The 13,264-nt window shown below is 73.1% G+C and carries 10 protein-coding genes; 8 read left to right on the top strand and 2 right to left on the bottom strand.

Annotated features, from left to right (window positions below; translation table 11 throughout):
• Window positions 1–93 precede the first annotated feature (93 nt).
• On the top strand, window positions 94–480 hold the full coding sequence (locus HD593_RS02615) for a YybH family protein (protein ID WP_185100535.1): 387 nt from the start codon (window positions 94–96) through the stop codon (window positions 478–480).
• Between the two features lie 44 nt (window positions 481–524).
• On the top strand, window positions 525–2,591 hold the full coding sequence (ligA, locus tag HD593_RS02610) for an NAD-dependent DNA ligase LigA (protein ID WP_185100534.1): 2,067 nt from the start codon (window positions 525–527) through the stop codon (window positions 2,589–2,591).
• A 51-nt stretch (window positions 2,592–2,642) separates the two neighbouring features.
• Here the strand turns inward: ligA and HD593_RS02605 are convergent, their stop codons facing one another.
• The gene (locus HD593_RS02605; RefSeq protein WP_185100533.1) at window positions 2,643–3,551 is read right to left on the bottom strand and encodes a class I SAM-dependent methyltransferase; all 909 of its coding nucleotides are present in this window, start codon (window positions 3,549–3,551) and stop codon (window positions 2,643–2,645) included.
• 232 nt (window positions 3,552–3,783) lie between these two features.
• Here HD593_RS02605 and HD593_RS02600 point away from each other — a divergent pair, with 232 nt between their 5' ends.
• Window positions 3,784–5,976 (top strand): hypothetical protein, encoded by a 2,193-nt coding sequence (locus tag HD593_RS02600; RefSeq protein WP_185100532.1) that lies wholly within the window; start codon window positions 3,784–3,786, stop codon window positions 5,974–5,976.
• A gap of 164 nt (window positions 5,977–6,140) precedes the next feature.
• On the top strand, window positions 6,141–7,739 hold the full coding sequence (locus HD593_RS02595) for an SLC13 family permease (protein WP_185100531.1): 1,599 nt from the start codon (window positions 6,141–6,143) through the stop codon (window positions 7,737–7,739).
• A 95-nt stretch (window positions 7,740–7,834) separates the two neighbouring features.
• On the opposite strand, the gene HD593_RS64205 is transcribed toward HD593_RS02595, so the two are convergent.
• Entirely contained in the window at window positions 7,835–8,569 is a 735-nt protein-coding gene (locus tag HD593_RS64205; RefSeq protein WP_185100530.1) for a Clp protease N-terminal domain-containing protein, read from the bottom strand.
• Window positions 8,570–8,633: 64 nt separating this feature from the next.
• Here HD593_RS64205 and HD593_RS02585 point away from each other — a divergent pair, with 64 nt between their 5' ends.
• The 4 genes from HD593_RS02585 to HD593_RS02570 are packed head-to-tail and all read left to right on the top strand — an operon-like array spanning window position 8,634 to window position 13,261.
• A complete protein-coding gene (locus HD593_RS02585) occupies window positions 8,634–10,157 on the top strand; it encodes a serine hydrolase domain-containing protein (protein WP_185100529.1) in 1,524 nt (507 codons plus the stop codon).
• A 2-nt stretch (window positions 10,158–10,159) separates the two neighbouring features.
• Window positions 10,160–11,308 carry an AAA family ATPase gene (locus tag HD593_RS02580; protein WP_312903316.1) on the top strand — a complete coding sequence of 383 codons (1,149 nt, stop codon included), beginning with the start codon at window positions 10,160–10,162 and terminating at the stop codon, window positions 11,306–11,308.
• Window positions 11,301–12,491 carry a vWA domain-containing protein gene (locus HD593_RS02575; RefSeq protein WP_185100528.1) on the top strand — a complete coding sequence of 397 codons (1,191 nt, stop codon included), beginning with the start codon at window positions 11,301–11,303 and terminating at the stop codon, window positions 12,489–12,491. Before HD593_RS02580 ends, HD593_RS02575 begins: the two co-directional genes overlap by 8 nt.
• The gene (locus tag HD593_RS02570; RefSeq protein WP_185100527.1) at window positions 12,488–13,261 is read left to right on the top strand and encodes a hypothetical protein; all 774 of its coding nucleotides are present in this window, start codon (window positions 12,488–12,490) and stop codon (window positions 13,259–13,261) included. The genes HD593_RS02575 and HD593_RS02570 overlap by 4 nt, the downstream gene beginning before the upstream one ends.
• Window positions 13,262–13,264: the final 3 nt, after the last annotated feature.

Raw genomic sequence — 13,264 nt, 5'->3', positions numbered from 1 at the left:
GATCGTGTCACCAACCGTTTGGTGAGTCACTGAGCAGTCTCCTAGCGTTGCCGCGTCTCGAAATCCCTGAATCCGTTCTACCGGGAGTGATGGATGATGCGTGAGCCGGCCAGGCGGCCCGAGGACGTGCCCGCGGTGTTCGCCGAGCGTTTCAACAGCGGTGATCCGGCGGCGGTGGCCGAGGTGTACGAGGACGGGGCGGTGTTCGTGCCCGAGCCGGGCCGCCCGCTGACCGGTGCCGAGGCGCACGCCGCCAACGCCGCGTTCATGGCGCTCGGGGTTCCGATCGCCGTACGGCCCCGGCACGTCTACTCGACCGGCGACCTCGCGCTGCTGATCGTGGACTGGACGATCGAGGGCACGAGCCGCGCGGGCGAGCACGTCCGCATCGAGGGCACGGCCACCGACGTCGCCAGGCGCGGCGCGGACGGCCGCTGGCGGTACACCATCGACAACCCCTTCGGCGTCGCCGGCGGGTGAGAAGGGGCGCTGGAATTGTCAGTGCCACCAGCCATGATGGGTCCATGACCGAGACGCCCCCCATCACCGTCCTGCCCGACGACACGGCCTACGCCGAGGCCGTCCAGCTCGCCGTCGACTCCGCCGCGGCCTACTACGCCGACGGCACGTCGACGCTCGACGACGACGACTACGACCGGCTGGTCCGCGGCATCCAGGCGTACGAGGAGGAGCACCCCGAGTCGGTGCTGCCGTCGTCGCCGACCGGGAAGGTGGCCGGCGGGGCGGTGGTGGGCGACGTGCCGCACACCGTGCCCATGCTGAGCCTCGACAACGTGTTCGGCGCCGAGCAGCTCGCCGACTGGGCGGCGGGGCTGGAGCGCAGGCTCGGGCGGCCGGTCACGGTGTGGAGCGTGGAGCCCAAGCTCGACGGGCTGGCGATCTCGGCCCGCTACCGGCACGGCCGCCTGGCCCAGCTCGTCACGCGCGGCGACGGCACCGCGGGCGAGGACGTCTCGCACGCCATCGGCACCATCGTCGGCCTGCCCGACCGGCTCGCCGACGCCGTGACGGTGGAGCTGCGCGGCGAGGTCATGATGACCACCTCCCAGTTCGAGGAGGCGTGCGCCAAGCGGAACGCGCACGACGGCACCACGTTCGCCAACCCGCGCAGCGCCGCCGCGGGCACGCTGCGCGCCCAGGACCGGCCGTACGTGTGCGAGCTGACGTTCTTCGGCTACGGCGCCCTCCCGGCGCCCGGCGACGAGTCCGAGCTCGCCGTGGGCCTGCGCGAGTGGCCGCACAGCCGGATCATGGAGTGGGTGGCCGCGCAGGGCGTGCAGACCACGGCCACCACGCCGGTGGCCGGGATCGTGGCCGAGACGCTCGACCAGGCGCAGGCCCGGGTCGGGGAGATCGCGGCGGCGCGGGCCGAGCTGCCGTTCGGCATCGACGGCATCGTGATCAAGTGTGATCTGGCGGCCGACCAGGCGCAGGCGGGGTTCAGCTCGCGGGCGCCGCGCTGGGCGGTGGCGTACAAGCTGCCCGCCACGGAGAAGATCACCAAGCTGCTGGCCGTGGAGTGGAACACCGGCCGCACCGGCGTCATCGCGCCCCGCGCCGTGCTGGAGCCGGTCGAGCTCGACGGCAGCAGGGTCACCTACGCCACGCTGCACAACGCCGCCGACATCGCCAGGCGCGGCCTGATGCTGGGCGACAGCGTGACCGTCTACAAGGCGGGCGACGTGATCCCCCGGGTCGAGGCGCCGGTCGTGCACCTGCGCACCGGCGAGGAGCAGCCCATCCCCATCCCCGAGGTCTGCCCGATGTGCGGCGACGAGATCGACCGGTCGCAGGAGCGGTGGCGGTGCGTGCGCGGGCGCGACTGCCAGGCGATCGCCTCCGTCATCTACGCGGTCGAGCGCGACACGCTCGACATCGAGGGGCTGGCGGCCAACCGCATCAAGCAGATGTTCGAGACCGGCCTGATCGCCGACTTCGCCGACCTGTTCTTCCTGACCCGCGAGCAGGTCCTCGGGCTGGAGCGGATGGGCGAGACCAGCACCGACAACCTCCTCGCCGCCATCGAGCAGGCCAAGAGCCGGCCGCTCAGCAGGGTGTTCGCGGCGCTCGGCGTGCGCGGCACCGGCCGCTCGATGAGCCGCCGCATCGCCCGCCACTTCGCCACGATGGACAACATCCGCGCGGCCGACGCCGAGGCGATCCAGCAGGTCGACGGCATGGGGCCGGAGAAGGCGCCGGTGGTGGTGGCCGAGCTGGCCGGGCTGGCCCCGCTGATCGACAAGCTGGTACGCGCCGGGGTGAACATGACGGAGCCCGGCGCCACCCCGCCGAGCGAGGAGCCGAAGGTCGCGTCCGAGGAGCTGCCGCTGGCCTCGATGTCGGTGGTCGTGACCGGCACGATGACGGGGCCGCTGGCGGCGCTGTCGCGCAACGAGATGAACGAGCTGATCGAGCGGGCCGGCGGCAAGTCCTCCTCCAGCGTGTCCGCCAAGACGTCGATGCTGGTGGCAGGCGAGAAGGCGGGCTCGAAGCGGGCCAAGGCCGAGACACTGGGCGTCCGGATCGTGAGCCCGGAGGAGTTCGCCGACCAGGTCAGCGCGTTCCTCTGAGCCTGCTCCTGCGAGCTCGGCCGAGCCTGGCACCTCGCGGGGTGGCGCGGCCTACTTCGCGGGGGTGCCGCGGCGGCGGAGCCAGCCGGCGGCGCGGTGCGCCACGGGGCCCAGCACGCTGACCTCCTTGGTGGCCTTCTTCAGCGCCTGGACCGCGTTCTGCGACTCCGCGGTGACCTTCTTCAGCTCGGCCGTCGTGTGCCGCAGCTCGGTGGCGAGCCGGTCGAGGTCGCTCTGGGGCTGGGCGGGCTTCGGCTTCTTGCGCTGGTTGACGCGGACGAGGTGGTGCTCGCCCAGCACGTCCGTGGTGTGCCACAGGTCGGGGCGGGTGGCGAGCCATGCGAGCAGCCGCTCCCGCACGGGCGCCGGGTCGCCCCACGTCCCGTACAGCTTCTGCGTGCTGACGCAGACGGGCGCCAGCCCGAGGCCGGCGACGGCCTCCCAGACGGCCAGCGCGACGCCCGGCGTGTGCTCGCTGCGGTAGTCGTCGAACGCGACGATCCCGCCCTCCCTGAGCACGGTCCGCGCCGCCAGGACGTCGCCCTTGACGTGCGTGTAGAGGTGCGAGGCGTCCACGTGCACGAACCGGCAGGTGTCCGCCTTGACGTGGTCGAGGATGACCGACGTCGGCCCGTGCACGATCTCGGGCAGGGCGTCGTGCACGCTCAGGTAGTTCCGCTCGAACCGGTCGCGGGTGAGCGAGGAGTACGACCTGGTGGTCTCGGCGTCGTTGTCGGCGTCGGGGGCGTCCGATTCGAACAGGTCGCAGACGGTGAACGTCTCTCCCCTGCGTACGTGCCCGCCGATCAGGACAGCACTCTTGCCGAGGTACGTCCCCATCTCGAGAACGTCGCCGGAGACGTCCTCGTTCGACAGGAACCACTCGAACAGGCGCTGGTCGGTCGGCCAGAACCAGCCGGGGATGCGTTCCAGCGCGGCGGTGAGATCCGGTGCTGACATGCCCGGACGCTAACAGCCCCGTTTTCCGGGAAAGAAGGGGCTTCACCTCATGGCCATCCAAGTGTCGCCGAAAGTTCGGCCGGTCCGGCTCGACCCGCGGCGGCCCTTCCCCAGCTGCGATGACCCTTCGCGCGGAAATGCCGGACGCGGCGGGTGCCGTGACGTGATCGGCTTCGCGTTAGGGTTGGGCGCCTTCGTTCCTTCACCCCCCGAGGACCCCGAGGAACCGCCCGTGCCCCGCCACCGTCCTGGCCGGATCGCCGTCACCGTCCTGGCGATCCTGGTCGTCGCGTCCGGCGTCGTCGCCCTGACGACCGGCGACGCCCGGCTCTCCGTGCTGCTCGTCCACGCCAGGTTCTACGAGCGGCCGCACGAGGTGGACGCGGACGTCCTCGCGATGCTGGTCCTGGTCGGGCTGGTACACGTCTGGGGGCTGTGGCAGGTCCTGCCGAAGCGGCACGACGGCGGGCGGCCGGGCAGGGACGAGCGGCTGCTGCGGATGGCGCTGTACGCCTGGCTGGTGCTCGAGTTCGCCGACCGCCTGCCGTTCGGGTCCGACGTGCTCCTGGACCTCGCGCAGGCCGCCGCGACCGTGCTGTTCTTCCGGGTGATGCGCACGGTGCACCTGGCGTTGCGGCTGGTGGCGCTCGTCGTGGGGCTGCTGGCGCCGGTGCGGAGTCTCGCGGTCGTGGCGCTCGCGCTGGCCGGGGTCGACGGCCGGGCGCTGTATGACGTCCTGCCCGTGGGCGGGGTGCCCTGGGTGCTCTGGCTGGTGCTGACGCTCGTGGCGCAGGCGAAGGACGGCCGCTGGCGGCGGGGCACGTTGTGGGTGGGAGCGGTGGTCGCCGCGCGGCCGGAGCTGGAGCCGATGGTCTCCTTCCCCTTCGGCCGGTACTACGTGTGGTTCGAGGGGGCCTCGGTGGCCTTCGACGTGCTCCTGCTGGTGTGGCTCGGCCGGTCCGCGCGCGAGGCCGCCGGCGAGCCCAAGCCCCCGCCCGGCGCCGTGCCCAGGCGTGCGCTGCGGTGGTGGCCGGCGCAGGGGGCGGCGGTCGTGGTGCCGCTGGTGCCGGCCGTGGTCAACTGCGTGAACGGGGTGTTCGCCTGGGTCGGGCCGCACGGGGCGGTCGCGTCCTGGTTCTACGGGAACGGGTGGTTCCTGCGGCAGCTCTGGCTCCCGCTCGACCTCCTCATCGGCATCGGCGGCGCCTCGGGGCTGGTGCTGGCGGCCGTGCTGCTGCGGACCCGGCGGCTCGTGCTCGGCACGATCGCGGCGCTGCTGCTGGCGGCGGCGGCCGGTGCGGTGAGCGGGATGACGACGTGGAACGAGGGCACGCGGGCGGTCCAGGCCTTCGAGTCCGCACTCCACGACACCGTCTTCGGCAGCGCGCCGAAACTCTTCGACGAGCTGCGCCCGGCCGGGCCCGGCCTCTCCCCGCTCTGGTTCAGCGCCGCGTTCACGGTGTCGGCCCTGCTCCTGTTCCTCGCGTACGTCACCCCGCCGGCCAGGCGCAACCCGTACCGGGTGGCGGCGGCGAGCCTGGCCACCGGCGTGCTGCTCGCCCTGGTGCCGGCGTCGGACCAGGAGCCGGACCGGACCAGCACCTCCAGCGAGTGCGAGGCCGAGTTCAACCGCCGGTCCACCGTCGCGATGACGGGCGAGCGCGAGTTCGTGTGCGGCGTGCGGTACAGCACCGCCCCGCTGTTCGGCGAGGACATGCCGGACCGGCGGGTGATCGCGTACGGGCACCGCATGTGCGGCGTCTACACGCGCGGCGACGCGCGGGAGAGCGCCCGCTTCCGGCAGGCGTACGGGGTCGACCCGCTCGAGCAGACCGGGCTCCTGGCGAGCATCTGCCCGAAGGCCGAGGCGGAGCTGGAGCGGGCGGCGGCCGAGGAGGAGGCCGAGATGCTGGCGTGGGAGGCCGAGGAGCGGGCCATGTGCGACCGCGCGCCGCGCCATCGGCCGCTGATCGAGCCCGTGCGGGCCACCAGGAAGACGGTCTGGCCGGAGATCGGGCTGGAGGCGTTCGAGGACGCGGACGTGCCGGAGTCCGGGCTGTACGAGCAGGACGTCGATCTGGTGGCCGCCGCGCCCGGTCACCTGGTCATCGTGTTGGACAACACCGAGAACCGCCTCTGCGTCACCACCGAGACCTACGGCCGCCGTCCCCCGGTCGAGACCAAGGGCTGGCAGCACGTCGTCGAGGTCGGGTACGAGAGCCCGACGGGCACCATCGAGCTCGCCGACAACCTCGCCGGCATCGTGCTGCCCGACCTCTCACTGCGCGGCAGGAAGGGGCACTACCGCATCCGCGTCCACTACGACCCGCCCGACTGGGAGCGGAAGGTGGGGCAGCGGCTGCTCGTCATGGCCTGGCCGGGACGCGGCGAGGACCGCGTGGTGCACCGGGCGCCTCAGGGCTGAGCGCAGACGGCGGTGTCCAGCTCGACCTTGCCCTCGCCGACGACGATCGTGGTGGGGCTGCCACTACCGTCCGGCCGCGCCGAGGTCATGCGCCGTCCTGCCTCCGATTTCAACCGGCGCTGCGGGGAAACGTCCAAGACGGCGGCAACGTGAGGAGCAGACCCATGAACTCCGGCCCCCCGAGAACGGACGTCGACGAGGCCCTGCTGGGCCACGCCACCTACGGCGGCCTCGCCGAGCAGCGACTGACGCCGGCCGAGGAACGCTTCGAGAAGGCCAGGCGCACCACCGGCCTGTGGCTCGCGCCGCTCGTCACGGCGGCCTTCCTGCTGCTGCCCATCGAGATGGACGCCGAGCAGCACACGCTGGCGGCCGTGCTGCTCGGCGTCATCGTGTTGTGGGTGACCGAGCCGGTGCCCATCCCCGTCGGCGGGCTCATCGGCGTCGGCGTGATCGTGCTGCTCGGCGTGGCCTCCGCGACCGACGCGCTCACCCCGCTCGGCTCTCCCACGCTGTTCACCTTCATCGGCGCGTTCATCCTGGCGCAGGCGATGCTCAAGCACGGCGTGGCCCGCCGCTTCGCCTTCCGCATGTTGTCGCTGCCGGGCGTGGGCCGCTCGACGTTCCGGCTGGTGGTGGCGTTCGGCCTGATCACGTGCCTGCTGTCGGCGTTCGTCTCGAACACCGCCACCGTCGCCATGCTGCTGCCCACCGCGCTCGGCATGCTCGCCGTCATCGCCAAGCTGCTGCAGGACCGCGGGCTCGTCGCGCCCGACTTCAACCCGCTGCGGCTGCGGGTCGGCGCGGCGCTGATCCTGATGCTCGCGTACGGGGCCAGCGTCGGCGGCCTGATCACCCCCGTCGGCAGCCCGCCGAACCTGATCGGCCGCGGCCTCATCGAGGAGGCCACCGGCAGGCGCATCTCGTTCACCGAGTGGATGCTCACGGCGCTGCCGATCTGCGCGCTCATGTTCGCCGCGCTCGCGGTCGTGCTGCTCCTGCTCAACCGGCCGGAGATCCGCAGGATCGAGGGCGTCGAGGAGTACGTGCACCGCGAGCGCGCCACCCTCGGCCCGCTGTCGCGCGCGGAGTGGAACACGCTCGTCGCCTTCGGCGCCACCGTGTTCCTGTGGATCTTCCCCGGCCTGGTCGCGGTGTTCACCGGGACCGGGTCCGCCCTCTACACCACGATCAGCGGCCGGCTCAACGAGGGCGTCGTGGCCGTGCTCGGGGCGGCACTGCTGTTCCTGCTGCCGACCGACTGGGGAAGGCGCGAGTTCACGCTCACCTGGAGCGACGCCACGAAGATCGACTGGGGGACGATCGTGCTGTTCGGCACCGGCATCATCTTCGGCTCCCTGCTGGAGGAGACGGGGCTGGCCAGGACCATCGGCTCGACGGCGGGCTCGGCGCTCGGGCTGGGCAGCGTGTTCGCCATCACCGCGTTCGCCGTGGTGCTGGCGGTGCTGGTCTCGGAGACCACCAGCAACACGGCGTCCGCGGCCGTGGTGGTGCCGATCGTCATCCCGATCGCGATGGCGGCCGGGGTGAACCCGTTCGTGCCCGCGCTGGCGGCGACGTTCGCGGCGTCGTTCGGGTTCATGTTGCCGGTGTCCACGCCGCAGAACGCGATCGCGTACGGGTCCGGGGTGGTGCCGATCACGACCATGATCCGGTCGGGGGCGAGCTTCGACGTGCTCGGTGCGCTGCTGATCATCGTGCTCCTGCCGCTGCTCGTCGGGCTGACCGGCATCGGCACCTGATCACGCCCCCTGGAACTGCGCCTCCCTGGACCTACGCCTCCCTGGACCTACGCCTCCCTGGACCTACGCCTCCCTGGACCTACGCCTCCGTGGACCTATGCTTCTCTGGAGCGCAGGAACGCTTCCAGCGCTGCCCGGACGGCGGCCCGCGTCGGCTCCAGGGCGATCCCGTGCTCCCACAGGAGTTGTCCGGCCGTGCCCGACTTGTCGTGCAGGAGGCCGAGGAGCATGTGCTCGGTGCCGATGTAGTTGTGCCGCAGCTCCGCCGTCTCGGTCAGCGCGGCCGTGAGGGCCCGCCGGGCGTCGGCGCCGACCGAGAGCGCCGCCGGGGAGCCCGCGCCGGTGGGCAGCCGCCGTTCCAGGGCTTCGCGCAGGGCGGACGGGTCGGCGTCCTGGGCGGCGATGGCGCGGACGGCCAGCGTGTTCGGGTCGTCGAGGATGCCGAGCAGCACGTGGCCGGCCTCGATGGAGGGACGGCCGAGGCGGCGGGCGTGCTCCTCGGCCCGTTCGAGCGTCTCCCTGGCCCGGCCCGTGTACCGCTCGAACGCCCCCGACCTGGCCAGGTCGGCGATGGTCAGGCTGGACCAGCGCCGGCCGTACCGCTGCTGGGCAGCCTGGCGGCTGATGCCGAGGTGGTCGCCGATGTCCGCCCACGAGCAGCCCTCGGCCCGGGCCAGCTCGACCAGGTAACCGAGCAGGCGGTCGCCGACCTTCTGCAGGTCGGACAGCACGCCTTCGGCCACGGTCAGGCGGGTCAGGGCGTCGGTGTCGTCCGCGCTGCGCTCTTCGACGATCGACAGCAGCTCGGCGAGGTCGGGTAGCTGGGGCACGGTACCATTATGCCTGTCAACGCTTGGCTTGACACTTCATGGATGTCAATGCGAGCGTTGACACATGGACATCAGCACGCTGGGAGAGGCGCTCGACACGTACGTGCCGGAGATCATGGAGCACTGCGGGACCCCTGGGTTGTCGATCGCGGTGGGGGCCGGCACGGAGGTGGCGCTGGCCCGGGCGTACGGGGTCGCGGACCTGGCAACCGGCCGGCCGATGACGGTGGACACGGTCGGGCCCACGGGGTCGGACTGCAAGCCGTACACCGGGGTCGCCGCCCTGCAGCTCGTGGAGCGCGGGGTGATCGGGCCGGACGAGCCGATCGAGGCGTACGTACCCGTCGTCAACCCGCACGGGCAGCGGCCGATCACCCTGCGGGACCTGCTCACCCACCGCAGCGGGCTCGGCATCGGCATGGGCAACTTCGGCCGGGTGCCGCCACCTCCGCTGGGGGAGCACCTGCGGCGGGTGCTGGAGGCGGGGCGGTCGGACGCGTACGGGGGGACGATGGTCCCGTTCTGGGCCGGGCCCGTGGGGGCCGCGTACCAGTACAGCAACGTGGGGATCGCCGTCGTCGGGCACCTCGTGGAGCTGCTCAACCCCGACGGGGTGACGTTCTCGGAGTGGGTGGCGCGGCACGTGTTCGCGCCGCTGGGGATGGGCTCGACCGTGTTCCCGCGGGCGCAGCATCCCGACTTCGTGCCGGCCGAGCTGCTGGACCGCCGCTCCACCGGGTACGCGACGCTGCCGGGGGTGTGGCTGCCGCTGCCCACCTTGTATCCCGGGGACTATCCGGCGGGGTCGGCGCTGACCACGCCTTCCGATCACGCCCGGTTCGTGCTGGCGATACTCAACGGCGGGGCTCCGGTGCTCTCCTCTGAGCTGGCGACGCAGATGGTCACACCCCAGGCGTCGGGGGGCACCCTCATGGGGCCGCAGGCCGAGCTGTCGGTCGGGCTGGTGTTCAACGTCTTCGGTGGTGAGCATCCGTACATCGGGCATGGCGGCGAGTACCCCTGGGGCTGGACGCACTTCACCCGTGGCTGGACGTCGGACCGGGTGGTGCTGGTGATCTCCGCCAACCAGTTCGACCTGGGCGACTTCGGCCTCTCCGACCGTCCCGGCCATGCGGCCGCCCGGCTGGTCGCCGAGATCGTCACCGCCTGGGTGCACGGTGCCGACCCCCGCCCCCGGCGTACCCTCGCGGCCGGGCGGAGCTTCCTGGCGGGGCTGCTGGTCGGCGACCGGCTCACGACCCGGCTCGGCATCGCGTCCCCGCCCTCCGCCGAGGACGTGGCGCGGGTGGCCGAGGGGGCTGTGGTGTCGCTGCCGTGGGATGCGGAGGCGTTCCGGCAGGGGGTGGGTGAGGTGCGGCTGACGGCTACGCCGCTGGCGGACAACGCCGCGACCGTACGGCGGGAGCTGCCGGGGCACGAGCTGGCACTGCTGGCGCGGCAGCTCGGGGTGCCCGGCCTGGTCACGCACCCGGCCGGCGGCACGGGCGCGCGGGCGGCGGGAAGCGGTGGCGGCCAGACAGCGGGAAGCGCGGACGCTGCGAGCGGAGCGCGGGGGGCGGGGAAGTGAGGGTGGAGGACAGCCGTACCGTGCTGGAGGCTCTGGCGATCGCGGTATCGGCGGGCGTGCCGACGCTGTTGTGGGGCAGCCCTGGCACCGGCAAGACCTCGGCCGTCGTGGCCCTCGCCGAGTCCCTGAACTGGCCCATCGAGGTGGTCATCGGCTCGATCAGGGAGCCGAGCGACTTCGCGGGCCTGCCGGTGGTCTCCGACGGCATGGTGCGGCTGACCCCTCCGGCCTGGGCCCACCGGCTCGCCACGGCCGGTCACGGGCTGCTCTTCCTCGACGAGCTGACCACCGCTCCCCCGGCGGTGCAGGCCGCGATGTTGCGGGTGGTGCTGGAGCGGGTGGTCGGCGACGTACGGCTGCCGGACAAGGTGCAGGTGGTCGCCGCCGCCAACCCGCCCGAGGAGGCCGCCGACGGCTGGGACCTGGCGCCGCCGCTCGCCAACCGGCTCGTGCACCTCAACTGGCCGGTCGACGGCAGGCAGATCGCACGGGGCCTGGCCGTGGGCTTTCCCACGCCATCGCTGACCGGGTTCGCGCAGCCGCCGCCACCCGAGCAGGTGCTGGAGGCCCGCGCGACCGTGGCGGCGTTCCTGGAGGTCAGGCCCGCACTGGCACTACAGGTCCCGTCGGGCGGCAACCTGACAGGCAACGGGACGGCCGCTCTACCGGGCGACGGTGCGTCCAGGGCGGGTGGTGGTCAGGGGTGGCCCAGCCCTCGGTCGTGGGAGGCGGCGGCCAAGCTTATGGCGGCGTGCAAGGCCGCCGGAGCACCGCCCGAGGTGCTGGACGTGCTGGTGGCGGGGGCCGTCGGGGAGGGGGCGGCCCTGGAGTTCCTGTCCTGGCTGGAGCACCTGGACCTGCCGGACCCGGTGGCGGTGCTGGCGGACCCGGACGCGTTCGAGCTGCCCCGGCGCGGCGACCGGGCCTTCGCCGTGCTCACCTCGGTGGTGGCGGTCGCGGTGGCCGCCGGCGACGTGGAGCGCTGGGACGCCGCCTGGAAAGTGATCGCCAAGGCCGCCCGTACCGCGCCGGACGTGGCCACCCTCGCGGCCCGCACCCTGGCCGGCCGGCGCCCGCCTGGCGCCAGGATCCCGGCCGCGCTGCTGGAGCTGACCCCGATCCTGCGCTCGGCGGGACTGCTCGGTGACTAGCCCCGACCTGCGGGAGAAGTGGTCGGCGGCCAGGGTCCGGGCCGCCCACCAGGCCCCGTACCTCGCAACCGCCCTGCTCTCCCTGGACCCCGTCATGGTCACCGGCACCTCCGGCGAGCTACGGCGCTTCCCCACGGACCCGGGCTGGCACGTGTACGTCGGGATCGAGGAGCTGGCGCGGCAGAGCGTGCAAGAGGTCGCCTTCTGGCTCGTCCATCAGGTGACCCACCTCCTGCGGGCACACGCCCGCCGCTACCCGGGCGGCGTGCTGGAGCCACAACGCGAGGAGCAGCACACCTGGAACCTGGCCACCGACGCCGAGATCAACGACGACCTCCCTCCGGACCTCCCACCAGAGCCGGCCACCCCGGCCAGGCTCGGCCTCCCGGATGGCTGGACCGCCGAACAGTACTGGCACGCCCTGCGCGAGAACCAGCCGTACCCACCGATCGCCCCAGGAGACTGCGGCAGCGGGTGTGACGGCCTGCCCCGCGCCTGGGACCACGACCTGCCCCCCGCAATCTCCCCCACCACCGCCCGCCTGACCGCCCTGGACACCGCCCGCAGGATCCGCGAACGCCTGAACGCCCAGGACGACGTCCCGGCCGGTTGGCGCCGCTGGGCCGACCAGCTGCTCGAACCCTCCGTGAACTGGCGCCACCACCTGTCCGCCAAGGTACGCCACGGCCTCACCCAGGCGGCGGGCCGCGTCGACTACACCTACCGCAGGCCGTCCCGCAGGGCGGCCGCGCTGCCCGGCGTCGTCCTGCCGAGCCTGCGCCAAGCCCTGCCCTCGGTGACCGTGCTGATCGACACCTCGGGCTCGATCACCGAGACCATGCTGGCCCGGGCCCTGGCCGAGGTCACCGGGGTGCTGGGGGCGGTGGGCATCGGACGCCGCCTGCTCACGGTGATCACCTGCGACGCCCGCGCGTACCGCCCCCAGACGCTCACCCGGATCTCGGACCTGCACCTGGACGGCGGCGGAGGCACCGACCTGCGCGCGGGCTTCGCCGCCGCCCTGGCCACCCGCCCGCCCCCTGACCTGATCGTCGCGATCACCGACGGCCGCACCCCCTGGCCGCACCACCCACCCAGAACCCGGGTCATCGTCGCCCTGCTCGACCCGGCCGGCCGGGCACCCGAGTGGGCGGAGACCGTACGCGTAGGAGGAGCATCATGACGTCCGGCACGCCGCAGTTCGACCCCGCCCCGTACGAGGCGGCCGGCATCCCGCCCGCCGAGGCGCACCGCTGGTGGGCCTGGCGGCTGACCGCCGAGCAGGCCGCCGCCTGGCGGCGGGCCGGAGTCACCGACCCCGCCGAGGCCACCCAGTGGACCACCGCCCACCTCACCCCGGACACGGTCGCCACCTGCCGCGCCGCCGGCCTCACCGCCACGGAGGCACTCCTCTGGCACGAGTACGAGTTCGACCTCGACGAGGCCATCACCCTCAGGCAGCATGGCCACACCCCGGGGCAGGCGTACGACCTCAGGCGAGGCCGCAAGCCGCGCAGCCCGGACGACCCCACAGCCCCGGGGGACGCGTTCACCAGCCTGATGGCGTTCGCGGGCGGCGGCGACCCGCGCGACCGCGCCCAGCGGTTCATCGCCCGGCTCGGGAACGCGGACGCCCTCGTCATCTACAGCTACTGCGGCGAGGACTGGGTGGACGACGAGGCCGCCGCCTGGGCCCGGCAGAACGTGGCCGCCCCGACGGCCCGCATGTGGCAGGAGCTCGGCCTCAGACCCGCCGAGGCCAGGCGCTACATCCAGCGCGGCCTCACCCCGATGGCGGTCGCCAGGGCGTGGTGGCAGGCCGGCATCCCGTTCGAGGAGACGGCGTCCTGGGCGGGCGCCGGCCTGACCCCGGAGGAGGCCGCCGTCCAGCGTGCCAGAGGCGTCACCGCCGAACAGGCCGAAACCCTCCGCACCCTCCGCGACGGCCGCTGACGC

Origin of the sequence: Nonomuraea rubra, from assembly GCF_014207985.1 — a bacterium.
Lineage (GTDB): Bacteria > Actinomycetota > Actinomycetes > Streptosporangiales > Streptosporangiaceae > Nonomuraea > Nonomuraea rubra.
This window is presented reverse-complemented; position numbering and strand designations above follow the sequence as displayed.

What these genes read in the sequence shown, in the direction of transcription:
- ligA (WP_185100534.1), top strand. Translation starts at nt 525, where the DNA reads ATGACCGAGACGCCCCCCATCACCGTCCTGCCCGACGACACGGCCTAC.
- HD593_RS02615 (WP_185100535.1), top strand. Translation starts at nt 94, where the DNA reads ATGATGCGTGAGCCGGCCAGGCGGCCCGAGGACGTGCCCGCGGTGTTC.
- HD593_RS02595 (WP_185100531.1), top strand. Translation starts at nt 6,141, where the DNA reads ATGAACTCCGGCCCCCCGAGAACGGACGTCGACGAGGCCCTGCTGGGC.
- HD593_RS02585 (WP_185100529.1), top strand. Translation starts at nt 8,634, where the DNA reads ATGGACATCAGCACGCTGGGAGAGGCGCTCGACACGTACGTGCCGGAG.
- HD593_RS02570 (WP_185100527.1), top strand. Translation starts at nt 12,488, where the DNA reads ATGACGTCCGGCACGCCGCAGTTCGACCCCGCCCCGTACGAGGCGGCC.
- HD593_RS02605 (WP_185100533.1), bottom strand. Translation starts at nt 3,551, where the DNA reads ATGTCAGCACCGGATCTCACCGCCGCGCTGGAACGCATCCCCGGCTGG.